17 protein-coding genes and 3 tRNA genes are annotated in these 23472 nt (G+C 61.2%); 3 read left to right on the top strand and 17 right to left on the bottom strand.

Annotation, left to right across the window (positions count from 1 at the left end):
* Positions 1-55: 55 nt before the first annotated feature.
* From HMPREF2630_RS06105 to HMPREF2630_RS06070, 8 genes are all read right to left on the bottom strand, one after another.
* Positions 56-127: transfer RNA gene (locus HMPREF2630_RS06105), tRNA-Gln, on the bottom strand.
* 551 nt (positions 128-678) lie between these two features.
* Positions 679-754: transfer RNA gene (locus HMPREF2630_RS06100), tRNA-Gly, on the bottom strand.
* Between the two features lie 307 nt (positions 755-1061).
* Positions 1062-1517, bottom strand: coding sequence for a hypothetical protein (locus HMPREF2630_RS06095; RefSeq protein WP_070483902.1), 456 nt, complete (start codon positions 1515-1517; stop codon positions 1062-1064).
* Positions 1518-1519: 2 nt separating this feature from the next.
* Positions 1520-3031, bottom strand: a complete 1512-nt coding sequence (gene gltX, locus HMPREF2630_RS06090) for a glutamate--tRNA ligase (RefSeq protein WP_070483900.1) — start codon at positions 3029-3031, stop codon at positions 1520-1522.
* Between the two features lie 58 nt (positions 3032-3089).
* On the bottom strand, positions 3090-3842 hold the full coding sequence (locus HMPREF2630_RS06085; protein WP_049333204.1) for a fumarylacetoacetate hydrolase family protein: 753 nt from the start codon (positions 3840-3842) through the stop codon (positions 3090-3092).
* 234 nt (positions 3843-4076) lie between these two features.
* Positions 4077-5174 carry a branched-chain amino acid aminotransferase gene (locus tag HMPREF2630_RS06080; protein ID WP_070483898.1) on the bottom strand — a complete coding sequence of 366 codons (1098 nt, stop codon included), beginning with the start codon at positions 5172-5174 and terminating at the stop codon, positions 4077-4079.
* Positions 5175-5708: 534 nt separating this feature from the next.
* A complete protein-coding gene (locus HMPREF2630_RS06075) occupies positions 5709-6764 on the bottom strand; it encodes a 3-isopropylmalate dehydrogenase (RefSeq protein ID WP_070483896.1) in 1056 nt (351 codons plus the stop codon).
* A 226-nt stretch (positions 6765-6990) separates the two neighbouring features.
* Positions 6991-8355: a hypothetical protein gene (locus tag HMPREF2630_RS06070; RefSeq protein ID WP_070483895.1), complete on the bottom strand. Its 1365-nt coding sequence runs from the start codon at positions 8353-8355 to the stop codon at positions 6991-6993.
* A gap of 759 nt (positions 8356-9114) precedes the next feature.
* Here HMPREF2630_RS06070 and HMPREF2630_RS06065 point away from each other — a divergent pair.
* The gene (locus tag HMPREF2630_RS06065; protein WP_083298897.1) at positions 9115-10374 is read left to right on the top strand and encodes a sensor histidine kinase; all 1260 of its coding nucleotides are present in this window, start codon (positions 9115-9117) and stop codon (positions 10372-10374) included.
* A 41-nt stretch (positions 10375-10415) separates the two neighbouring features.
* On the top strand, positions 10416-11273 hold the full coding sequence (locus HMPREF2630_RS06060) for a response regulator (RefSeq protein ID WP_070483890.1): 858 nt from the start codon (positions 10416-10418) through the stop codon (positions 11271-11273).
* 105 nt (positions 11274-11378) lie between these two features.
* On the opposite strand, the gene HMPREF2630_RS06055 is transcribed toward HMPREF2630_RS06060, so the two are convergent.
* The 9 genes from HMPREF2630_RS06055 to HMPREF2630_RS06015 form a co-directional block, all read right to left on the bottom strand.
* On the bottom strand, positions 11379-11738 hold the full coding sequence (locus HMPREF2630_RS06055; RefSeq protein ID WP_049333215.1) for a HepT-like ribonuclease domain-containing protein: 360 nt from the start codon (positions 11736-11738) through the stop codon (positions 11379-11381).
* A complete protein-coding gene (locus tag HMPREF2630_RS06050) occupies positions 11735-12052 on the bottom strand; it encodes a nucleotidyltransferase family protein (protein WP_049345616.1) in 318 nt (105 codons plus the stop codon). The genes HMPREF2630_RS06055 and HMPREF2630_RS06050 overlap by 4 nt, the downstream gene beginning before the upstream one ends.
* 201 nt (positions 12053-12253) lie before the next feature.
* Positions 12254-15007 carry an ABC transporter permease gene (locus tag HMPREF2630_RS06045; RefSeq protein WP_070483888.1) on the bottom strand — a complete coding sequence of 918 codons (2754 nt, stop codon included), beginning with the start codon at positions 15005-15007 and terminating at the stop codon, positions 12254-12256.
* 3 nt (positions 15008-15010) lie between these two features.
* Positions 15011-15778: an ABC transporter ATP-binding protein gene (locus tag HMPREF2630_RS06040; protein WP_070483887.1), complete on the bottom strand. Its 768-nt coding sequence runs from the start codon at positions 15776-15778 to the stop codon at positions 15011-15013.
* A 347-nt stretch (positions 15779-16125) separates the two neighbouring features.
* Positions 16126-17670 (bottom strand): methionine--tRNA ligase, encoded by a 1545-nt coding sequence (metG, locus tag HMPREF2630_RS06035; RefSeq protein WP_070483882.1) that lies wholly within the window; start codon positions 17668-17670, stop codon positions 16126-16128.
* Between the two features lie 594 nt (positions 17671-18264).
* Positions 18265-18337: transfer RNA gene (locus HMPREF2630_RS06030), tRNA-Lys, on the bottom strand.
* 212 nt (positions 18338-18549) lie between these two features.
* Complete coding sequence (ilvC, locus tag HMPREF2630_RS06025) at positions 18550-19578, bottom strand: ketol-acid reductoisomerase (protein WP_070483881.1); 1029 nt, start codon at positions 19576-19578, stop codon at positions 18550-18552.
* 241 nt (positions 19579-19819) lie between these two features.
* Positions 19820-20320 carry an acetolactate synthase small subunit gene (gene ilvN, locus HMPREF2630_RS06020; protein WP_049333225.1) on the bottom strand — a complete coding sequence of 167 codons (501 nt, stop codon included), beginning with the start codon at positions 20318-20320 and terminating at the stop codon, positions 19820-19822.
* A complete protein-coding gene (locus HMPREF2630_RS06015) occupies positions 20320-22125 on the bottom strand; it encodes an acetolactate synthase large subunit (protein WP_049333228.1) in 1806 nt (601 codons plus the stop codon). Before HMPREF2630_RS06015 ends, ilvN begins: the two co-directional genes overlap by 1 nt.
* A gap of 463 nt (positions 22126-22588) precedes the next feature.
* Between HMPREF2630_RS06015 and HMPREF2630_RS06010 the strand changes: the two genes are divergently transcribed.
* Positions 22589-23128, top strand: a complete 540-nt coding sequence (locus HMPREF2630_RS06010) for a hypothetical protein (protein ID WP_070483876.1) — start codon at positions 22589-22591, stop codon at positions 23126-23128.
* The last annotated feature ends 344 nt before the right edge of the window (positions 23129-23472 follow it).

Genomic DNA, 23472 nt, shown 5'->3' with positions numbered 1-23472 from the left:
GGGCGGAGTACTAGGCCGCTATACGATGGGGCCGCAACCTCCAGATGGAGGTTAGCTGGGATACCAGGACTCGAACCTAGAACAAAGGAACCAGAAACCTTCGTGTTGCCAATTACACCATATCCCATTACTCTATTGAGTTACCGTTCCGCCTTTCGCCTTTCGGCTCATCACCGGAACGAGTAATAACTATACGGGGCTTTCGGGAGGCATGCAAGCCAAAATACGGTAACCTGCCTCACACTCTCACTCTGGTATCCGCTACTTCCGCAGAATTCCGGGGTTTTTGGGGTCAAAAAATTCTTTAAAAAACCTCAAAGAGAGGGCTCTGGAGCCAATTTTAGCCCCTCAAAGCAGTCGAAGGAGGGTCCAGAACGCAGTTTCCGCCCCTCCCCCGCACGATTTGCCCACCAAAATTTTTGAAGATTTTTTGAATCCCTGCCACTACCTAGAAATCAGCTCAAGGTATCCGATTCGGAAAACACCTCGGACAAGCTAGAGGGTTAGTGCGGGATTGACCGGCACAGAATTACCGCATCCCACGCCTCCGCTTCAACGCCTCGCCATTCTCCAGGGATTTCACTTCCACCCGCACCCACCCCTCGCAGATTTATTCACTAAGACACAAAACTTTTGGAGACAACGAAAAAGCCCCGAGGCGAACCTCGAGGCTTTCAGTGGAGCGGTTGACGAGACTTGAACTCGCGACATCCACCTTGGCAAGGTGGTGCTCTACCAACTGAGCTACAACCGCATGTTTTCGCTTCAAACTTTGTTTGTCGCGGCAACGGATATAACTATACGGATACCGAACAGAGTGTGCAACCCAAAGCTTTCTCCTCTGCGCATCCCAGGCCCCAAAATTTACGCATAAAAACGCATTGACAAGCGAATATAGATGGATTATCCATCACAAAAATTTTTCTTTGACCAACAAAAATTCCCCCTCCCGGCGGAGGGTTTCCCGGAAGATATTCCGGTAAACCCTCCGTCAAGAGGGGGAATGTTTAGCATTACGAGCATGCCGAGTATCCGGCCGCTCAGGCAGGTGTCAGGAGGCGCTAGTCGCCGCCGCCCGAATCGCCGCCGCCCGAATCGCCGCCTCCGGAGTCCGAGCTGCTGTAGTCGGAGCTGCTGTAGTCGGAGCTACTTGAGCCGGCGTCGAAGTCGCCAGCGTAGGGGTCGGGGCCCGGGTCCACGAAGTCGTCTTTGTCATCCTCTTCACGCGAGGAATCCGAAGAGTCCGAAGTGTCTACGCCGTCAGACGAACTGCTGACGTCGCCACCGCGGGCGTGCCGTGCCTGAGCTTCTTGAGCGTTCAGGGCGGCGCGCGCCTCCAAGTAGGCGGTCACGTATCCGAAGGCTGCCGCAACGACAACAGCGACCACCATCAAGACGGACTTGTCCATGTTGGCGATGTACAGAATCAGCCAGATAATGCAGGCATTGGTGAGCGCCATGAGGGTGCCCTTGAACAGCGCCTTGCCGATGATGGATTGGTTATTCGACCGACTCATGGTTAGCCCAGCTCAGCGGCCAGCTTGCGCAGGCGTGCGAGGGAGGAATCCTTGCCCAGGATCTCCATGGACTCGAACAGCGGCGGGGAGATACGCTCGCCGGACACTGCGATGCGCACGGGGCCGAAGGCCAGGCGCGGCTTGATTTCCAGGCCGTCGACGATGGCCGAGCGCAGCGCTGCCTCGATGTTGGCGGCGGTGAAGTCCTCGAGGGGCTCCAGGGCCTCGATGGCGGCGGCCAGCACCTGCGGTGCGGATTCCTTGAGCTGCTTGCGGGCGTCGTCCGCCACGGTAATCTCGTCGTCGCTCTTGAAGAGGAAGGCGAGCAGGCCGGGGGCCTCGCCGAGCAGCTGCATACGCTCCTGGACGAGGGGTGCGGCCTCGGTGAGCACCTGCTCCTGGCGCTCGGTGAGGGTTTCGCCCAGCACACCGGCAGCCTGCAGGTACGGAATCAGGCGGTTGCGGAAGTCCTCGGGGTCGAGGGCACGGATGTGGTCGCCGTTGATGGACTCCGCCTTCTTCACGTCGAAGCGGGCGGGGTTGGCCACCACGTCGTGCACATCGAAGTGCTCGACGAGCTCGTCGATGCTGAAGACGTCCTGGTTTGCGGAGAGGGACCAGCCCAGCAGGGACAGGTAGTTCAGCAGGCCTTCCTTGATGAAGCCGGCATCGCGCAGCAGGAAGAGGTTCGATTCGGGGTCGCGCTTGGAGAGCTTCTTGTTGCCCTGGCCCATGACGTAGGGCAGGTGGCCGAATTCGGGGATGAAGGTGGTCACGCCGGTGTCGATGAGTGCGCGGTAGAGCGCAATCTGACGCGGGGTGGAGGAGAGCAGGTCTTCGCCGCGCAGCACGTGGGTGATGCCCATGAGTGCGTCGTCGACGGGGTTCACGAAGGTGTACAGCGGGTCGCCGTTGGAGCGGACGACCACGTAGTCGGGTACGGTGCCAGCCTTGAAGGTGATTTCACCGCGAACGAGGTCGTTGAAGGTGATGTCTTCGTCGGGCATGCGCAGACGCCACACGGGCTGGCGGCCCTCGGCGCGGTAGGCTTCCTTCTGCTCTTCGGTGAGGTTGCGGTCGTAGTTGTCGTAGCCGAGCTGCGGGTCCTGACCGGCTGCCTTGCGGCGTTCCTTCACCTCGTCGGGGGTGGAGAAGTCTTCGTACACGTAGCCGCCTTCAACGAGCTTTTCGAAGATCTCGTTGTAGATGCCTGCGGTCTTACGCTCGGACTGGCGGTAGGGTTCGTGGGGGCCGCCGACGCCGACGCCTTCGTCCCAGTTGATGCCGAGCCAGTGCAGGGATTCGAGCACCTGGTTGAACGACTCTTCGGAGTCGCGTGCTGCGTCGGTGTCTTCGATGCGGAAGACGAGCTTACCGCCGGTGTGGCGTGCGTAGGCCCAGTTGAAGAGGGCGGTGCGCACCATGCCCACGTGCGGGGTGCCGGTGGGCGAGGGGCAGAAACGCACGCGGGTGTCTGCGGGGGTGTTGAGTTCGGGACCGTGGTACTCGGTCATGTTGTCTCCTTGACGGTGTGTTCAGGATGGACGGTAGATGGTGTGGAGCGCGGGCGGCTTAGTCGCGCACGCGGGTGACGAGGGAGCCGATGCCTTCGACCTCGACCTCGACCTCGTTGCCGTCGCGCAGCACGCTGACGCCGGCGGGGGTGCCGGTCAGGATGACGTCGCCGGGCAGCAGGGTGAAGATTTCGGAGGCTGCGGCCACCTGTTCGGCCACGGAGTAGTGCATCTCGGAGGTGTTGCCCTCCTGCACGACGTCGCCGTCGACCCAGGTGGTGATGTTCAGCGAGTCGGTGTCCAGGTCGGTTTCAATCCAGGGGCCGAGCGGGGTGGCGCCGTCGAAGCCCTTGGCGCGGGTCCACTGGCGGTCCTCGAGCAGGTCGCGGGCGGTGAGGTCGTTGGCCACGGTGTAGCCGAAGATGACCTCGTGCACGCGCTCGAGCGGCACGGACTTGGCGATACGGCCGATAACGACGGCGAGTTCACCTTCTGCGCTGACGGCTTCGGAATACTCGGGCAGGGTCACGGGGTCACCGGGGCCAATCACGGTGGTGTTCGGCTTGAGGAAGAACTGCGGGGAGGCGGGCGCCTCGGTTCCTGCCCAGTTTGCGATCGCTCCAATCACCTTGGAGCGGGGGATGATCGGGGCGAGCAGACGCACCTGATCGATGGGGTAGGTCGTGCCGGTCGGTTCGACGCCCGAGTAGAAGGGGTCGCCGGCGATGACGCGCAGGGTCTCTTCGCCCGCTTCGCCTTCGACCAGCCCGAAGTGGAGCTCATTATTTACGGTAAATCGTGCAATACGCATACTTTCTAGGGTACCAGCCTTCGAGGGTCGGGGCGGCGGCGCGGAATGAGCGTGGAGGCGGGGCGGGGCACGTAATTCAACTAGGCGAGTCCGGTGCCTCCCTCCTAGCGTTCCCCTCCCCCGCATATGCGCCCCGGCAGATAGTTGCCGCACGCGGCTATGCGCCGGGCACAGCGAATCCCCGCGGGTGCGTTCCGGGTGGGAGCGCATCCCGCGGGGATTTCGCGTGAAAGATTAGATGAGGCGGGTCATCCAGCCGTGGCAGTCCTCAACGGTGCCCAGCTGAATACCGACGAGCTCTTCGCGCAGGCTCTTGGAGATCTCACCGAAGTGCTCGGTGGGTGCCGGAATCTCAAAATCCTCGGCCTTGAGCTTGCCGATGGGGGCAACCACTGCTGCGGTACCGCAGGCGAAAATCTCGGTGATGTCGCCGTTGGCCACGCCCTCGCGCCACTCGTTGAGGGTGATGGCGCGCTCCTCCACGGTCATGCCGCGGTCCTTGGCCAGCTGAATCAGCGAGGAGCGGGTCACACCCTCCAGGATGGTGCCGGTCAGCTCGGGGGTGACGATCTTGTTTTCCTTGCCGAAGATGAAGAACACGTTCATGCCGCCGAGCTCTTCGATGGCGTCGCCGCGGTGCGGGTCCTTGAAGATCACCTGCTTGCAGCCGTGCTTTTCACCCTCGGTCTGGGCGATCATGGATGCTGCGTAGTTACCGCCGCACTTGGCTGCGCCGGTGCCGCCCTCGCCCGCGCGGGCGTAGGTGGTGGAGAGCCAGATGTCCACGGGCTCGGGGGTGCCGAAGTAGTTACCGGCGGGCGAGCCAATCACATGGTACTGCACGTGGCGGGCCGGGCGAACGCCCAGGAATGCCTCGGTTGCGATCATGAAGGGGCGGAAGTAGAAGGCTTCACCGTCGCCGGTGGGTACCCACTGCTCGTCCATCTTCACGAGTTCGCGCAGGGATTCGATGAAGGTCTCGGCGGGCAATTCGGGCAGGGAGAGGCGGTGCGCGGAGTTCGCGAAGCGGGCGGCGTTCTTTTCGGGGCGGAAGGTCCACACGGAGCCGTCGGCGTGGCGGTAGCCCTTAACGCCCTCGAAGATTTCCTGACCGTAGTGGAAGACGGATGCTGCGGGGTCGAGGACGAGCGGGCCGTAGGGGTGGACTCGGGCGTCGTACCAGGTGCCGCCGGTCTTGTAGTCGCCCTCCCAGTCGATGGTGACCATGTGGTCGGTGAAGTAGTCGCCGAAGCCGGGGTTCTTGAGGATTTCTTCGCGGCGTTCGGCGGAGGCGGGTGACTGGTTTGCTTCGTGGCTGAATTCGATGGCCATCGTTCTGCGTTCCTCTTCGTCTAATGCATCATTCTGCGTTCTTCGAGTTCGGTCGCTCTCGTACGGTGGGAGCGGCCGGGGCTACCTGCGGCCGCTGATGCGCCGGGGTGTGTGCGGTGGGCGCGGTGCCGAGGCAGGTGGTGCATCCGTGGGGACGGTTCGTGCTTTCGAGCAGCGTGGATGCATCAAGGTACGCGGTGGAGGGTATCCACCGCCGAGGAGGTCGGGCGGGTGTGCTCGACTGTTTTAGAGTACCGGAAAGATGCTTTTGCCGCATGTGCACCTTTTACCCCATTCAGGATGTGAACAGGTGGGTTTCGCAGGTCAGGTTCGGCGGCCTAGTTCCGGTGAGCAGTTCGGCGGGCTAATTTTGGCAGGCCGGTTTCGGCGGCGGAGCAATCGTTCGGCCCCTCTCCCCTACCGGCTCGGGTACCCCTGGTACGGGTAAAGCCCGGAAGGTGCGTTCCTTCCGGGCTTCCCTGGCGTTTTTATTCAGCGCTCATGCTGTCATAAGCGAGTTTTAGTCAGCTGACCTTAGCCGAGGCGTGCGAGCACGTCCGCGCCAACCCGATCGGTGCCACGCACAGTGGCGCCGTTCTCGCGCATGTCCGCCTCGACGGCGTCCTCAATGCGGGCCGCGGCGGCATCGTAGCCGAGGTGGCGCAGCAGCATCGCGCCGGCGAGGATGGCGGCGGTGGGGTTGGCCTTGTTCTGGCGGGCGATATCCGGTGCCGAGCCGTGTACGGGCTCGAACATGGAGGGGAACTCGCCGACGGCGTTAATGTTGCCGCTTGCCGCGTAGCCGATACCGCCGGTGACCGCGCCGGCAAGGTCGGTGATGATGTCGCCGAAAAGGTTATCGGTCACGATCACGTCGAAGCGGGAGGGGTCGGTGACCATGAAGATGGTGGTCGCGTCAATGTGCAGGTAGTCGGTCTCAACCTCGGGGAATTCAGACGCGATTTCGGCGAAGTAGCGGTTGTAGAGGCGACCGGCGTGGGTGAGCACGTTGGTCTTGTGCACGAGGGTGACCTTCTTGCGGCGGGTGGAGGCCAGCTCGAAGGCGTAGCGAATCAGGCGCTCCACGCCGTGTGCGGTGTTGAGGGAGACCTCGGTGGCGATTTCGTGGGGGGTGCCGCCGCGGATGACGCCGCCATTGCCGATGTAGGGGCCTTCGGTGCCTTCACGCACAACGACGAAGTCGATGTTGCCGGGGTTGGCCAGCGGAGAGACCGCGCCGGGGTACAGGCGGGAGGGGCGCAGGTTGATGTAGTGGTCGAAAGCGAAGCGCAGCTTCAGGAGCATTTCGCGTTCGATGAGGCCGGAGGGAATCTTGCCGCTGCGCGGGTCGGCACCGATAGCGCCAAAGAGGATCGCGTCGTGCTGCTTGAGGGATTCCATGGTGGACTCGGGCAGGGTCTCACCGGTTTCGAGCCAGTGCTCGGCGCCGAGCTTGTACTGGGTGGGGTTGACGGTGATGTTTTCGAGCTCGCAGGCGCGGGTGAGGATGCGCTGGGCTTCGGTAATGATTTCGGGGCCGATGCCGTCGCCGGGGATGACGGCGAGGTCGATGCTACGTGCTTCAGTCATGCCTCTACCGTAATACGCGCCGCGGGCGGGCGGTAGGGTGCGCGGGCGGGTTCTCAGAGTCTGGGCCGTCGGAGTCCGGGTCGTTCCGGGCGGGTGGGAAGACCCGCAGCGTGGCTAGGGGAAACAGGAGGGTTAAAACTCTTTTCCCCGGCTGAATCATCAGCCGGGGAAAAGAGATGGTATTTCTGCCCCGAGTGGGGTCGAGTACCTAAAACGTTACCGCTAATTATGCGGTGCGCTGGCAGAGGGTGACCTTGACGTAGCCGTTGCCACGTGCGCCACGATCGGTCGGAGCGTTGCCTGCGGACTCGATAGCACCGCCGGAAACACCGGGAGCAACGTAGGAGCCACCTGCGCCGCCGCCGCCGCCGAGCTGGCCGAAGGAGACGTTCTGGCGGATACCGTTGGGGTTGTTGTTCCACTTCTGGGTCAGAACGATTGCGGAGGAGGAACTGGAAGCACCGGAGCCACCGCCACCGTAGCCTGCGCCACCACCTGCGGAGATGACGGACTCGTAGCCGTTGAAGTTGAAGCCGATGGACTTGTACTCGAGAGCGTAACCGGTACCCTTGTGGGTACCCTCTTCCTTCTTGGTGCGATCGTTGTTGTCGATCAGGTAGGAGTAGGATGCTACACCGTTGCCACCATTACCCTTGAAGCCTTCGCCACCCTGGTTACCGGACTTGGAGGACTGGTAAATCTCCTGGTTGTTGGTGGAGTAGAAGCCCAGCACGCCGTTCGGGGACTTGCCGGTGTGCAGAGCGGTCTTGGAACCACCGTTACCACCGATACCGTTTGCGCCACCTTCACCGGCTTCAACGGTTTCCTTGATGGAGCTGTCAGCGTCGTAGATACCGAAGCCACCCTGACCTGCAGAACCCGATGCACCGTCAGCGGAGCCACCGGTGGAACCAAAGATGATGTTGCCGTTGCGCTTTGCACCTTCGGGCCACTGCCAAGAAGCGGTCACTGCGCCAGCTTCCATGTAATCGGGGTTGTTGTTAGCGCCACCGTTGTTGATGAAGCCAGCGCCACCGCCGCCACCTGCAACTGCAACGGGGGTACCGTCGATGACCAGAGCGGAGGAGCCACCACCGGAAGCGGAGTAGGTAATACGCTTCAGGGGGGAGCTAGCGGGCCAAATAGTGTTGACCTGCTGCATGATGCTGGAGGGGACGGGGTTGGGCAGGCTGGAGGAACCGCCGTTACCGTAGCCCTCGCCACCCTCTGCGGGGGTCAGGGGGTTGTTACCGATACCACCGGCTGCGCCGACGAGCTGAACGGTCTGGCCGGGCTTGACCTCGATGATACCGGTGACCTTAGCACCGGAACCTGCTACCATATCGGGGTAGTTGGTACCACCGGCACCGCCGACGACCTCGAACTTAATCTTGTCGACTCGCTCGGGAACAACGAAAGAAGTGGTGCCCTTAGCACCCGAAGCGTTACCGTTAGCGCTGTAAGCAGCGGAGGAAGCCCACTCGCATTCGGTGGAGGAAGCGAAAGCCGGAACAACGGCAGAAGCCGCGACAACCGGAGCAGCCCATGCTGCGCCCGCAACAACCTTGCGGCGAGAAATGTTAGTAGACATATATGTCCTTCGAGAGTGATGTCATTTGAGGAATAAGAGTTATCACCCATCGTCGTGCACGGTGACAATTCACCAAAGTGATTGAGCGAGTAAAGCCGGACAGTATTCCGACCCCGGATGATAACAACATAATGCTGTACCGTTCCGCGTGGGAGCGTCCCACAAGGGGCCTTGGTGCGCCCGATGGGCTCAGCCTTCTACACGCCGGGTGACGATACAGGTAAAACTATACCCACCAAATCCAACCCCCGCAATGGTTTTCAATAGAGCCCTGATGAGGGGTTATAACAAAAACCCTCCGTTAAGATTGAAGGTTTTTCAACCCAAATAGGTTACTTAAGAAAGTTTTTAGTGATATACACCTAAATTCAAACCCCATATAAGCCCAAACCCTCAAGCGGTGATTGAGAGAAAAGTCTGATTTAATGTGGCGAAGCTCATAAATAATCCTGTATTTCAGCGTGTCGCGCACACAGAATCACACACAGACAAAGATATACCCACACACACTATGTGCACGTCAGCGCATTTTGTGGGCCTCCTATACCCGCCGTACTCCCCTCACCCCATCGTTACACTGGACATATGCCCCTCAAGCACACAAAACCCCAGCAGAACCCACAGCACAGCACAGAGACAGCCGAATCAGGCTACGCCGTAACGCATACCCGCGGCAGCTCAGAAAACAGCGATCTACCCGCCGACGCAATCAGCGCCTCCAGCCGCATGCAAAACTACCTCAGAGACAAACGCGGCTGGATGAACGTCATCGTCGTCGCGCACATGCAGTTCTTCTGCTGCGTACTCTCCGTTGCCTTCATCAACGGCTACGGCTGGATCCCGCTCATCTCCGCGCTCTGTAGCACCACCGCGCTCTACTTCCGCTACCGCTTCCCCTACGGCAGCATCTACGTGGTCATCGCGGCGCTCTGTCTCACCCTCGTGACCCCCTTCCCCGACTCACTCGTCATCACCTGCTACCCGCCCGTCAGCCTCGCCGCCTACCATATCGGCAGGCACTGGACCCGCCGCGCCCGCTTCCGCGGCCTCATTTTCGGCTGGGTCGGCGCACTCGCCGTCACCGTGCAGGCCTCGCTCTCGTTCCTCTACCACTGGGACGACATACCCGCCCGCATCTTCATCTCCCTGATGCTCGGCGTGCTCTGCGGATCCATCTTCACCGTCTTCTGGTTCCTCGGCGACTCCCGCCGCATGCGCGAACTGCGCAGCGAAGAGTTCAAAGAACGCGCCCGCCGCCTCGAATACGAGCAGGAACAGGAACGCCGCCTTGCCGCGCAGGATGAACGCACCCGCATCGCCCGCGAAATGCACGATATCGTGGCGCACTCGCTCTCCAGCATTATTTCTCAGGCGGATGGGGCACGCTACGCCGCCGCGAGCGCCCGCACCGCACGCGCCCAGCAGGCAGAGCAGGCAGAGCAGCAGACTGAACAGGCTGAGCAGTCCGGTCAGGCTCAGCAGCAGAGCGAACCGGATATTGCCGAGCAGACCCTCGAACTCATCGCAGACACGGCACGCGACTCCCTCACTCAGATGCGTTCCCTCCTCGGGCTACTCCGCACGGACGAGGCAACCGCCTACGCACCCGTTCCCACCCTCAGCGATGTGCCCGCTCTCGTGGAGCAGAGCCGCCGCGCCGGGCTACCCGTCACTTTCACCGGAATTACCGGCACCATGGCGCGCACCCTACCGCAGGGTGCCGAGCTGGCGGCGTACCGCACCGTGCAGGAGGCGCTCACCAACGCGCTCAAGCACTCCCCCGGCGCGGCAACCACCGTCACCATTCACTGGGGCGAGGACGGTCTGCACTTGTGGGTACATAACGACCCGGTTTCCTCTACCGCGGCTCAGCACATTGCCCGCCCGGTACCCGGCAGTGGCAACGGTCTGCGCGGCATGAGCGAGCGCATCGCCCTCTACCACGGCGTCCTCACCTACGGTCTGCAGCCTGACGGCGGCTGGCTCGTTGAGGCGGCGCTGCCCTACCGCGATCTCTAATACCCGTGCCCTCTACTACCTCGTGATCTAGGATTGAAACTATGTACTCTTCTGCACCACAGACTTCTGTACCACAGACCACCCAGCCGATTCGCGTGATGCTCGTTGACGACCAGCGCCTAGTGCGCGGCGGTTTGAGCATGCTCGTCAACTCCCAGCCGGACCTGCAGGTCGTCATGGAAGCCGATGACGGCCTGGCGGCGATTGACGTTTTTGACCGCATGGTGTCTGAGGGGCAGGCGCCGCAGGTCATCCTCATGGATGTGCGCATGCCGCACTGCGACGGCCTGGAGGCGGCACGCCGCATTCTGGAGCGTGACGGCGAGCGTGAAGTTTCCGAGGATGAGCGGGTGCGCATTATTATGCTCACGACTTTCGATATTGATGAGTACGTGTATTCGGCGGTGCGTGCGGGTGCGAGCGGTTTCTTGTTGAAGGACACCCCGCCGGAGCAGTTGCTGGAGGCGATTCGTACGGTGCACCGCGGCGACGCGGTGATTGCGCCATCTGCGACTCGTCGCCTGTTGGAGCACATGATTCCGGTGCTGGACTCCCCCGCTCCTGTTGTTCCTACCGCTCCTGCCGCTGAGTCTGTTCCTGCTATTCCCCCGGCTGCTGGTTCTGAGCTTCCCAAGGCGACGTTTATTCCGGCTGAGCATGCAAGCTTTGAGCCTGTGCAGGATTATCCGCATCGTGAGTTGATTGAGCAGTTGTCGCCGCGTGAGTTTGAGGTGCTGGGTTTGATTGCGCGTGGCTTGTCGAATGCGGAGATTACGCGGGAGCTGGTGCTTTCGGAGGCGACGGTGAAGACGCATGTGTCGCACGTGTTGGCGAAGTTGGGTGCGCGTGATCGTGTGCAGGCGGTCATTATGGCGTATGAGGCGGGTATCGCCCACTAGCGCTCCCTGCGATTGTTCCCTTTATAAAGGGCACAACCAAATAGAGGACGCAGTAAAGCCCCGGCGGGCGCCTCCTGATCGGGGGCACCTTCCGGGGCTCTTTAGTTAAGTGGTTTCTTCTATCTCGTCGATGATTCGTTCAAAGTCGCTCATCAGCTCAGGCAACTTATTCCGGGCGACGTCCCATAGGACAGCAAAATCAACGCTCACATAGCTATGAGAAATGATGTTACGAATAGCAATGAGGTACTGCCATTCAGCCCGTTCATACCGTTCATAATCTTCTGGGTATTTTGAACGAATTCTATTGAGGGTTTCGCCAATAATCTGAAAGCGCATGCAGAGCGCGTCCTGGACTACCCCGTTTGAATCGTCTATCAGGTCTTCATATCGCTCAGGCGTAAAAGCGTAGATACGCTGAGCTGACTCAAGAATCAGAGAGAAGTCATCAAGCGAGCTTTTCATAGCGGCAGCTCCACCATGTCTGGTTCTGCCTCCGCATAGATGCGAGGGCGCAACCGGGTGACCATATCAACGCTACGGCCGGTCAACTGTTCAATGCGGTGCTGAGCATCGACCATCTGCATGAATTCGTCAAAAGGGGCTGCCCCCGGCATCTGCACCAAAAAATCCAGGTCGCTGGTTTCGGTCAGCTCACCGCGGGCGGCGCTGCCGAAGAGTCGGGCACGGCGCACACCAGCGTCACGGAGGATCTGAAGAACCTCCGCTTCATGGGGTAGCGTATACCCGCGACGCAGATTGGGGTGGCTAGTACTCATACACCCATCATACGCGCAAAGCCAAGCTACAGGTCAGCTCCAAGAATCTGAGAGCACAAGCACAGCAGATTAGAGAGCACGGCAGGCTAGAGGACACAGTGAAGCCCCGGCGGGCGCCTCCTAATCGAGGCACCCTCCGGGGCTTTCTCACGCCGAGTATCCGGGTTCGCCGGGTACTGTGACTATGCCAGGTACAGCGGGTTAGCCGCGCATGCCCTCAACCGGGGACATGCGAGCCGAACGAGCCGCCGGCAGAGCCGAAGCGAGCATCGCGGCGAGCACACCCACAATGAGGATGACCACGTACCAGACGTACGGCAGGTCAAGCACCAGCGGGGCGGAAGCACTCATGGAAGACATAATAATCTGCGCAGAGAGGCTACCAATCACCGCGCCGGAAACCATACCGAGCACCACTGCGGCGAGCGTAATCAGAATCGCCTCAATGGAGATCATGCGGCGCAGCTGCTTGCGGGACAGACCCAGCGAGCGGAGCATCGCGTTCTCGCGGCGGCGTTCGTTGACCGACAGGGTCATCGTGTTCGCCACACCAATGATGGAGATAACCACTGCGAGCATGAGCATCACCAGAGTGAAGGTCAGCATAACGGTCAGTATCTGGTCGTAGGTCTGACGTTCCTGCAGACCACCGGTGAAGGAGCTGTCCGGGCTGGCTCGGTTCAGGTCAGCCTGCAGGGTCGCGTTCTCGCTACTGGTCAGCGGGGAGGCGGCGCGCACCAGAACGACGGTGTCGTTACCGGTTGCCTGGCTGGTGACGGTCAGGTGAGCGGCCTTCGTCTGAGCTTCCTTGTCACCGCTGGCGATTGCTTCTTCCATGCGCTTCTGAGCTTCCTCAGCGGCGGGGTTGGCAACCTTCTGCGGGTTCTTGGCGTCCTGCAACTTGGCGGCGGTGGCAGGGTTGACAATCAGCAGGTTCTGCTTGGTTGCGGACTTGACGGGCTTGAGTTCCACTTCGCCGAGCGGGCCGTGTGCCTTCAGGCGGCTGGACTCATTCAATCCAGCGGACTTCCAGAGGCCCTGCGGCACGAGCACGGTGTCGTCGGCAAGGTTCGAGTTTTCGCCCGGCAGGATTGCCTTCAAATCGGAGGAGCTCAGCGCCACCAGGTCGGAATTCTGGTTGGCGGTCTGTCCCTCGTACTCGACGGTGTAGTCGACCACACCGGCTGCGTAACCGACGGCGGATGCCTGAACGTTCTTAATACCCTTGACCTTGGAGGCGATTTCCTCCGCCTTGGTCACGGTGGAGGCTACCTCGGACTGGTCATACGAGCTGTACTTTGCCTGCGCAGAAATCGGGTACTGCTGATCCAGGGCCTTGGTCAGCGAGGCGCTCAGCACCGAGTAACCGGTCAGCACAGTCGACACGACCAGGGTACCCACCAGCACAGCGCGGCCGGTGGAGACGGTGCGCTTGGGCGAACGCAGCGCGTTGGCGAGCGCGAGCTTGCCGGTCTGGGTGCGGGTGACCGTGCCGAGGGCGCGTACCAGCGGGGGCAGTACCAGCGGGGTGATGAGGAAGACCGCAATACCGAGCAGCAGCGCGGCCCCCATCATGAGGAGGATGGCCTTATTGCCGGCACCCTCACCGGAACCCTGGTTCTGAGCCAGCATAACCAGGCCGATACCTGCGGCACCGAAGACCAGACCCAGAATCGGGCCGACCTTGCCGGGCTTGCGCACCTCAAGGTTGGTGTGCTCGCTCATCGCGCTAATGGGCGAGATGCGCAGGGCGCTTCGTGCCGGGGAGAGCGACGCCAGAACCGTGACGAGGGTGCAGAGGAGCACACTCACCAGGATCGGGGTAATCGAGTACGAAATCATGATGGTGGTGAGGTTTGCACCAACCAGCGCGCCAACCGGGTAGGTCAGCAGTGCGCCGATGAGGGAGAACACCACGCCCACGGTAATGGATTCGACGAGTAGCATCCGTACGAGGGAGCCGCCGCGGGCACCGAGGGTGCGCAGCAGAGCCAGCTCACGGATGCGCTGGCCGACCAGCACCGCGAAGGTGTTGGAGATGACGAAGGAGGAAACCAGTAGTGCCAGCGCTGCGAAGGCGCCCAGGACCACGCTAATGGAGGTGAAGACCGTGGAGATGGTCTTCTGGTAGTCCTCCAGTAGCTTCTGACCGGTCATGACGCGCGGGTCGTTCTTGGTGTCACCGCTGCTGAGGGTATCCTGCAGGCTCTTGAGCTTGGCGTCGGTTACGCCGTCCTTGAATTTGAGGTAGATGAGGTTCGCGCCAGCCATGCTTCGGTAGCCTGCCGCGGAGCTCTTGTTTTCTGTCTCGGCTGCTTTCAGGGCGGCTTCGCCGAGGCTGGTGCCGCCAATGAAGACAGCCTGATTGGTGGTGGAGCCTTCAAAACCGGGGTCGAACAGGCCGACGACGGTGTATTCGGCGGTCTTATCAGTACCGGGGGCGCTGACGGATTCCACAACGTCGGTACTGGTGACCTTGCCGTTCAGCGAGAGGTTGTGCTTCTTCGCGAAGTAGGTAGAGACCATGATTTCGTGGTCGCTACTGGGGATTTTGCCCTGCACTTTGTACGGGAAGAGACTCGAGTCGGCGGGCAGCTGGTCGTACTGCACCTGGGTTGCCTGGTCGCCGGTGCCGAGCTTACCCGTGACAGCGTACTGTACCCAGTAGCCGGAGAGCAGGTCGCTCTTTTCTACTTTCTGAATCTGGTCACGAGTCAGGTAGATGGCGGTGCTGTCTCTACCGTCGGAGGTTGTAGCGGCGGAGGCGACAACCGCCTCGGCGCGAGAGAGCACGTCACCAACGGAGGAATTGACGGTCGCCTGCAGCGAGTTGGTGAGCATCATAATGGCGGCGATGAAGAAGGATGAGATCGCGATGCCTATACCCGTGAGGACGTATTTTCCTTTGGAGGCGCGCAGGTTGGAGCGCGCCACCGTGTTCAGTGTGGTTGCCACGGCTTATCGACCTTCCAGCTGTGCCATTGCGCCGAGGACGGCGTCGTAGGTGGGTTCGATCATTTCGCCGGCGACCATGCCGTCCTTGATGAAGACCACGCGGTCTGCGTAGGAGGCGGCGTTTGCGTCGTGGGTGACCATGAGGATGGTCTGTGCGTGCTCGGTTGCGGCGGCACGCAGCAGGCGCAGCACCTCGGCGCCGGAATTGGAGTCGAGGTTACCGGTCGGTTCGTCGGCGAAGACCACTTCGGGGCGTGCAAGCAGGGCGCGCACGATGGCGACGCGCTGCTGCTGACCGCCGGAGAGCTGTTCGGGGCGGTGGTCGAGGCGGGTTTCCAGGCCGAGGGTCTTGACCAGGTAGTCGCGCCACTGCGGGTCCGGTTTCTTACCGGCGAGACCCAGGGGCAGGTCAATGTTCTGGCCCGCGGTGAGGGTGGGCACCAGATTGAACGCCTGGAAAATGAAGCCGATGTGCTCGCGGCGGAATTCGGTGAGGGCGTTGTCCTTCAGGCCGAAGAGCTCGGTACCACCAATACGAATCGAGGTTGCCGGGTTCGGGTCGGGGGTGTCCAGGGTTGCGATGGTCTGCATCAGCGTGGACTTACCCGAGCCGGAGGGACCCATAATGGCGGTGAACTTTCCCTGCTCAAAGTCAACGGAGACGTTGTTGAGGGCGTGAACGGTGGCTTCACCCATGCCGTAGGTTTTGGAGAGGTTTCGTGCGGAGACGGCGGGCTGTGCCGTCTGTGCGTGAGGAGTTGTCGTAGTCATAGTTCAATTATTTCACGCAATGTGGCGCTGACTACTGGGTTTTTCTCATCCTCCAGGTTGATTTTGGCGGGTGTTCACCGGGTCTTTACCTACGGGCGCAGGGTTTCCCGGTGCTTCCGCGGTATGAGCTGAACGCGAGGCTGCCGGAACGGGGTACCGACCTCATCCTTAAGTATGAGCGGCGACCAAACCAGCGTCCCGTCTCTACCCTGCGCCCGTACCTCTCCATACGCGCGTACACGAAAAGCCCCCGGCTCCTCCCCACTGGGGTAAGGATGCCGAGGGCTTTCTCACGCTATCCGTTACGGCGCTATCTCACGCGCCAGCCGCTATTACTCAAGCAGCCGTTATGCCTTGGGGGCCTCGTAGCGCGGGAACACCGGTGCGGGTGCGGGCAGCTCGGTGCCGGGCACGAGCGCGGTGCCGAGGGCCGCGAACTGGCGAGACTCGCCCTCGGGCACGCCGAGCAGGGTCAGTAGCTTGGCGGTCGAGTCGGGCATGACGGGCTGCAGCAGCAGGGCGACCTGGCGCACGACCTCGAGGGTCACGTACAGCACGGTGTTCATCCGCTCAAGCTCGCCGTTCTTGCGCAGGGTCCAGGGTTCCTGCTCAGCGAAGTAGGCGTTGGTGTCTGCGAGCACGGTCCAGATGCGCTCGAGGGCGCGGTGGAAGGCCTGCTCGTCGAAGTCTGCACGGACGGGCTCGTAGAGGGCTGCCGCCTCGTCGAGGATCTTACGGTCGGCCTCGGTGAATTCGCCGTGCTCGGGCACAGCGCCGCCGCAGTTCTTGGCGACCATGGACAGGGAACGCTGGGCGAGGTTGCCGAGGTTGTTGGCCAGGTCGGAGTTGATGCGGTTAATGATGGACTCTTCGGAGTAGGAACCGTCCTGACCGAAGGACACTTCACGCATGAGGAAGAAACGCACGGCGTCCAGGCCGAAGGCATCAACCAGGTTGGCGGGGTCGACCACGTTACCGACGGACTTGGACATCTTTTCGCCGTTGACGAGCAGGAAGCCGTGGCCGAAGACGCGCTTGGGCAGTTCGATTCCGGCGGACCACAGGAACGCGGGCCAGTAGATGGAGTGGAAGCGGGTGATGTCCTTACCGATGAGGTGCAGGTCGGCGGGCCAGTACTTGGTGAACAGCTCGTTCTCGGTGTCGGGGTAGCCGAGGCCGGTCAGGTAGTTGGTGAGAGCGTCGACCCACACGTACATGACGTGCTTGTCGTTGCCGGGTACGGGTACACCCCAGTCGAAGGTGGTGCGGGAGATGGACAGGTCGTTGAGGCCGCCCTTGACGAAGGAAATCAGCTCGTTACGGCGGGATTCGGGGAAGACGTAGCCCTCGTTGGCGTAGAGCTCCAGGAGCTTGTCACCGTACTTGGAGAGGCGGAAGAAGTAGGACTCTTCCTCGGTCCACTCGACCTCGGTGCCGGTTGCGATGGCGTAGCGCTGGCCGTCGCGGACTTCGGTTTCGTCTTCTGCGTAGTAGGCTTCGTCGCGGACGGAGTACCAGCCGGCGTACTTGCCGAGGTAGATGTCACCGTTCTCTTCCATGCGCTTCCAGATGGCCTGGGATGCGACGTAGTGGTCGGGGTCGGTGGTGCGGATGAAGCGGTCGTAGCTGATGTTCAGGGCGTCGTTCATGGCCTTGAAGCGTGCGGAGTTCTCGTCGGCGAGTTCCTTGGCGGTTTTGCCGAGCTTCTCTGCGGTGGTCTGCATCTTCTGGCCGTGCTCGTCGGTGCCGGTCATGAAGCGTACGTCGAAGCCGTCGAGGCGCTTGAAGCGGGCCAGCACGTCGGCGGCGATGGTTTCGTAGGCGTGGCCGATGTGCGGGTTGCCATTGGGGTAGGAGATGGCGGTGGTGATGTAGAACGGAGTTGCAGTCATAGCTTTCAGTTTACCGCAGTCTTAGGCTAGGCTCTCACCGGGGTTACACTCTGGAACGCGGTGGCTCATTGCGTGTGGGTGGAGGCTGCCACGCCGCATGTTTCCTCCGCGCCTACGCAGGGGAACCCGTCACCCGGACGCTCCGCCCCTCCTTGCTTCGCTGCGGAGAGCGTCCGTGTGACACCCTGAGGGCGCTTCCGGAAAACACGGCGCACCAGCCCAAACATCCAGCCGCCATGCAACACGCTAAACCGCGACAGCCCTCCCCTGCCCCACATGCAAAACGCCAAGCCACCAAGCAACACACTAAAAAGCGACAGCCTCCCCCACCCCAGTTCGCTAGGCACGGGGCGCACATACTGAACCACCGCGATTCCCCCACAGAACCCGGCGGGATTCCACGACCCCCTGAACCACAGACACGCAGGGGTATAGATATTCCCCGCCGCGACATCAGGGTGTCCGAGCTCTGCGAGGACAGGTCCCCTGTAGGAGCAAGGGGAAATATCTATACCCCCAAGCTTCTCCAGTCTTTTTCGCGGAGAACGCAAAAATCCCGCCGATTCCGAAGAATCAGCGGGATCTTTCTTGATGTGCGCCCCCTGGGACTCGAACCCAGAACCCATTGATTAAGAGTCAATTGCTCTGCCAATTGAGCTAGAGGCGCTTATTCTGTTTTTGCAGGTTTCCCTTGCAACAAGAAAATACTATACGCGCTTTCCGTCCCACCCGCAACCCAATGAAGTATGAACTACATCACATATAATGCTGGGGGGTCATGGGGCTCTCGTTAGACAGAAATCCGGCGCCCCGCCCCTCCCCCACACGGGAGGAGAGGCGCGACGCCGGATTCTCAGAAAGCTATAGCTTGGCTACCGCTTAGCGAGCAACCGAACCCTCGGTGTAGTCGTCGTCAACGGAGTTCCATGCGAAGAGCTTACGCAGCTTGCGGCCGGTAGCCTCGATGGGGTGTGCCTCGCCCTTGGCGCGCAGTTCCTTGAACTCGGGTGCGCCGGCTGCCTGGTCGTCCATGAAGCGCTTTGCGAAGCTGCCGTTCTGGATGTCTGCCAGGACAGCCTTCATATTCTCCTTGACCTGGGGGGAGATCACGCGGGGGCCGGAGACGTAGTCGCCGTACTCTGCGGTGTCGGAGATGGACCAGCGCTGCTTGGCGATGCCGCCCTCAATCATCAGGTCGACGATGAGCTTCATCTCGTGCAGAACCTCGAAGTAAGCGATCTCGGGCTGGTAACCAGCCTCGGTCAGAACCTCGAAGCCGTACTGAACCAGCTGAGAGGTGGAGCCGCAGAGAACTGCCTGCTCACCGAACAGGTCAGACTCGGTCTCTTCGGTGAAGGTGGTCTTGATGACGCCTGCACGGGTTGCACCCAGTGCCTTAGCGTAGGACAGAGCCAGTGCGAGTGCCTCGCCGGATGCGTCCTTCTCGACTGCAACCAGGGCGGGAACGCCACGGCCAGCCTCGAACTCGCGGCGCACGATGTGGCCGGGGCCCTTGGGGGCAACCATGGCAACGTCGACGCCCTCGGGAACGGTGATGTAGCCGAAGCGGATGTTGAAGCCGTGTGCGAAGAACAGTGCGTCACCGGGCTTCAGGTTCGGCTCGATGCTCTCTGCGTAAACCTTTGCCTGGACCTGGTCCGGGGTCAGGATCATGATGACGTCAGCTTCTGCTGCTGCCTCTGCGACGGTTGCAACGCGGAGGCCCTCTGCCTCAGCCTTGGCGCGGGACTTGGAGCCCTCGGGCAGGCCAACAATGACCTTCACGCCGGAATCGCGCAGGTTCAGTGCGTGTGCGTGACCCTGAGAGCCGTAACCGATAACTGCTACGGTGCGGCTCTGAATCACAGAGAGGTCTGCGTCGTCGTTGTAGAAAATGGTTGCTGCCATTTTTCTTCTCCTAAGTACTTTATGATATGCGGCCCAGGCTGGGCTCAACATTCACTATTTTACTTGAAAGCTGTTTAGTTTCGGGTTCTCGAGAGTACTTCTCAGCATCTGAAGCATCCGGAAGGTTCGCGAACCCTATAGAGCCGGGTACCGCATCGCCGCCGGTTTCCCGGCTGAAGCGATGCGATACCCGATCTGTTCCCCGCGTGTGCGGGGTTGTTCTACACTCGCGGTGCGGGCGTTAGATGCGCTCGCTCATGGCGCGGGGGCCACGGGAGAGGGCGATGGTACCGGCGCGAACGATCTCGCGAATACCGTAGGGCTCCAGAACATCCAGCAGAGCGTGAATCTTCTCTGCCGAACCGGTGGCCTCGATGACCACGGACTCGGGAGAGACGTCGATGACGGAGGCACGGAACAGGTCAGCTGCCTGAACGATCTGCAGACGTGCAACGGCGTCAGCCTTCACCTTGATGAGGATGTGGCCGCGCTGGGTCGAGGAGTCGGCGGGCAGCTCGACGACCTTGAGCACGTGCACGAGCTTGTTCAGCTGCTTAGTAATCTGCTCGATGGTGTGAGCGTCACCCTCGGTTACGACGGTGATGCGGGAGACACCGGGGTTCTCGGTCGGGCCGACGGCCAGCGAGAGGATGTTGAACAGTCGACGGGAGAAGAGGCCGGAGACGCGGGTCAGAACGCCGGGCTTATCCTCTACCAGAACGGACATGGTGTGCTGAGACATTACTTGTTCTCTCCCTCGCGGTCAAAGTCGGGCGAAGTGTTCTTCGCAATCCAAATCTTGTCGTTCGACACACCGGCCGGAACCATAGGCCAGACCAGTGCGTGCGGGCTCACGGTGAAGTCAATAACCACGGGGCGGTCGTTGATCTCCAGGGCAGCCTTAATGGTGGCGTCCACGTCTTCGTCGCGCTCGCAACGGAAGGTGGCGCAACCGTAGGCCTCACCGAGCTTCACGAAGTCGGGGATGCGTGCGGTGCCGTGGCCGTCCTTCAGGTCGGTGTTGGAGTAGCGCTCATCGTAGAAGAGAGTCTGCCACTGGCGCACCATGCCGAGGGAGGAGTTGTTGATGATGGCAACCTTGACGGGGATGCCGTTCTGGGCGCAGGTTGCCAGCTCCTGGTTGGTCATCTGGAAGCAGCCGTCACCGTCGATAATCCACACGGTGGAGTTGGGGTGTGCCACCTGGGTACCCATGCCGGCGGGAACGCCGTAACCCATGGTGCCGAGGCCTGCGGAGCTGATGAAGTGGCGGGGGCTTTCCTGGTTGAGGTAGTGTGCACCCCACATCTGGTGCTGGCCAACGCCGGTGACGTAGTAGGCGTCGGGGCCGGTCAGGGCGCCAATGCGCTCCAGCACGTACTCAGGCGAGCCCAGGCCGTCGGAGGGCTTCTCGTAGCCGAGCGGGTAATCCTTGCGGATCTCGTTCAGCTCGTTCCACCACTCACCCAGGTTGGGCAGCTCCTGAGCGAACTCGGTGGAGAGCAGCTCGGTCAGCTCGGGCAGCACGTACTTCAGGTCGCCAACAATCGGGACGTCAGCGAAGCGAATCTTGGAAATCTCGGCGGGGTCAACGTCGATGTGAATGACCTTGGCCTCGGGGGCGAAGGTGTCGACCTGGCCGGTCACGCGGTCGTCGAAGCGGGCGCCCAGAGTGATGAGCAGGTCGGACTTCTGCATGGCAGCCACTGCGGGAACGGTGCCGTGCATGCCGGGCATGCCGAGGTTCTGGGGGTCGGACTCGGGGAACGCACCGATAGCGTTCAGGGTGGTGACGACGGGAGCGCCGATGAGCTTAGCCAGCTTGTGCAGCTCGTCGGATGCACCAGCGCGCACCACGCCACCGCCGACGTAGAAGACGGGGCGCTTGGACTCGGTGATGAGCTTGGCGGCTTCGCGAATCTGCTTGGAGTGGCCGCGGGTTGCGGGAGTGTAGCCGCGCAGCTCGAGGTCCTCGGGGATGCCGCGGTATTCCATCATGCCAACCTGTGCGTCCTTGGTGACGTCCACGAGCACGGGGCCGGGGCGACCGGTGGAGGCGATGTGGAAGGCTGCGGCGAGCGCACGGGGGATGTCCTGTGCGTCGGTAATCATGAAGGAGTGCTTGGAGATGGGCATTGCCATGCCGACAATGTCAGCTTCCTGGAATGCGTCGGTACCGAGTAGCTTGGTGGAAACCTGACCGGTGATGGCGACCAGGGGGATGGAGTCCATGTTGGCGTCAGCGATTGCGGTCAGCAGGTTGGTGGCGCCGGGGCCAGAGGTTGCGATGCACACGCCGGTCTTGCCGCTGGAGACAGCGTAGCCCTGAGCTGCGTGGCCTGCAGCCTGCTCGTGACGGACCAGGATGTGACGAACCTTCTTGGAATCGTACAGGGGATCGTAGGTCGGCAGAATAGCTCCACCAGGCAGGCCGAAAACGTCAGTCACACCCAGGTCTTCGAGGGTGCGGACGATTGCCTGAGAACCGGTCATGCGTTCTGCGGGAGCGTTTGCCGCGTCATCAGAAGTGGAAAATCCCATGGTCATGGAAATGCCTCGTGTCTTTTGGTTCTTCGTTGTACTCAATGTTCTGCGTGGGATTTGTGTGGTCCTCACGCATCCTATGCCCGGTGGTACCAAGCTATAAAAAATGCCCCCCGCTGTTGGTGGTAGCGATAGGGGCGCTTAGTCGCAGTGAATAGACCCTGCCACGCGCCCTAGGCGACATCGACAAGGCGTAGAATTCGCTGGAACATTGCTGTCTTCACCCCTCTATAGTGCCCCTTTTCTGAGAGGTGAGTCAAGTCTCTAGAGGGGCAGCAACCGAGTTGTGAGCACATTAGCCCATGTCAGGCCTCATCTTTCATGATGTGGACACTCAGCACGCTGGTGCACTATCTTGCATGAACCTCACTCCAGCATCCGCAAAAGACGCATATTACCCGGTTAATGATGCGTAATATCGCCGTAAACCCGTGACCTGTCTCCCCTATCCCGGTAGACTGAAGCTATGACCGAACCGATTATCCCGGTCGCCGACGAGCTGACCGAAGCAAGTAAGTACGCAGAGGTTGTCGACCCCCTCAACTCTCTCGAGAATCCCGAGTTCCTTACCGCCGAGGAGCTCGTGCGCGTGATGCACCCCGTCTTTGATGAGCAGATCATTAACTACGGTGCGTACAACCTGGTGTACGCGACGGGCCGCGCCGTGTACCGCAACCCCGATTTGGCGGTGCACCAGTCACCGGATCAGACGCACTTCATCATCGGCTACCAGGATTCTCCGGACGAGGTGATAATCGCGCCGATTAACATGCCGGGACTGACTCCCGCGGGTACGGCCACGACGATTGATAACACGAACGCCCTGCACGCCTATTCGGTGGGTGAGGACTCCGTGGTGATTGAATCGGTGAACGGTAGCGCGTTCGAGCTGGTCTTCGAGGATAATGCGGAGGTGGTGACCCGCTACGGCACGGGCCTGCTGGAGCAGGGTAAGGATGTGAAGGACTTCCGCGAGTTTGTGACGCGGATTTGGCCGGTCCTGTAATTGAGTTTTGCGTTTGCCCGCTGCTGTTGTGTGACGGTGGCGGGCTTTCGTGTGCCTGCACGCAAAACACCCAACCACCAAGCAACACGCTAAACCGCGACAGCCCTCCCCCGCACCAGTTCGCTAGGCACGGGGCGCACACAAAACCACCGCGAATCTACCGCAACCCCGACGGGATTAGCTCGAGGTTCGGCACCCTCCTCGCTCCTACAGGGGCACCCGCCCTCGCTTCGCTTCGGGCACCCTGATGTCGCTACGGAGGCCACCGAAACCTCCACGCACCCGCCTAACCGGTGCAGCTACGTTTTCTGGAAGCGCCCTCAGGGTGTCACACGGACGCTCTC

Origin of the sequence: Rothia sp. HMSC072B03 (assembly GCF_001809565.1) — a bacterium.
In the GTDB taxonomy this organism is placed as follows: Bacteria; Actinomycetota; Actinomycetes; order Actinomycetales; family Micrococcaceae; genus Rothia; species Rothia mucilaginosa_A.
This window is presented reverse-complemented; position numbering and strand designations above follow the sequence as displayed.

Coding starts and splice junctions, on each gene's coding strand:
- HMPREF2630_RS06040 (WP_070483887.1), bottom strand. CDS start 15,778: ATGACTACGACAACTCCTCACGCACAGACGGCACAGCCCGCCGTCTCC.
- metG (WP_070483882.1), bottom strand. CDS start 17,670: ATGACTGCAACTCCGTTCTACATCACCACCGCCATCTCCTACCCCAAT.
- HMPREF2630_RS06060 (WP_070483890.1), top strand. CDS start 10,416: ATGTACTCTTCTGCACCACAGACTTCTGTACCACAGACCACCCAGCCG.
- HMPREF2630_RS06050 (WP_049345616.1), bottom strand. CDS start 12,052: ATGAGTACTAGCCACCCCAATCTGCGTCGCGGGTATACGCTACCCCAT.
- HMPREF2630_RS06065 (WP_083298897.1), top strand. CDS start 9,115: ATGAACGTCATCGTCGTCGCGCACATGCAGTTCTTCTGCTGCGTACTC.
- ilvC (WP_070483881.1), bottom strand. CDS start 19,578: ATGGCAGCAACCATTTTCTACAACGACGACGCAGACCTCTCTGTGATT.
- ilvN (WP_049333225.1), bottom strand. CDS start 20,320: ATGTCTCAGCACACCATGTCCGTTCTGGTAGAGGATAAGCCCGGCGTT.
- HMPREF2630_RS06015 (WP_049333228.1), bottom strand. CDS start 22,125: ATGACCATGGGATTTTCCACTTCTGATGACGCGGCAAACGCTCCCGCA.
- HMPREF2630_RS06010 (WP_070483876.1), top strand. CDS start 22,589: ATGACCGAACCGATTATCCCGGTCGCCGACGAGCTGACCGAAGCAAGT.
- HMPREF2630_RS06085 (WP_049333204.1), bottom strand. CDS start 3,842: ATGCGTATTGCACGATTTACCGTAAATAATGAGCTCCACTTCGGGCTG.
- HMPREF2630_RS06070 (WP_070483895.1), bottom strand. CDS start 8,355: ATGTCTACTAACATTTCTCGCCGCAAGGTTGTTGCGGGCGCAGCATGG.
- gltX (WP_070483900.1), bottom strand. CDS start 3,031: ATGACCGAGTACCACGGTCCCGAACTCAACACCCCCGCAGACACCCGC.
- HMPREF2630_RS06095 (WP_070483902.1), bottom strand. CDS start 1,517: ATGAGTCGGTCGAATAACCAATCCATCATCGGCAAGGCGCTGTTCAAG.
- HMPREF2630_RS06080 (WP_070483898.1), bottom strand. CDS start 5,174: ATGGCCATCGAATTCAGCCACGAAGCAAACCAGTCACCCGCCTCCGCC.
- HMPREF2630_RS06075 (WP_070483896.1), bottom strand. CDS start 6,764: ATGACTGAAGCACGTAGCATCGACCTCGCCGTCATCCCCGGCGACGGC.
- HMPREF2630_RS06055 (WP_049333215.1), bottom strand. CDS start 11,738: ATGAAAAGCTCGCTTGATGACTTCTCTCTGATTCTTGAGTCAGCTCAG.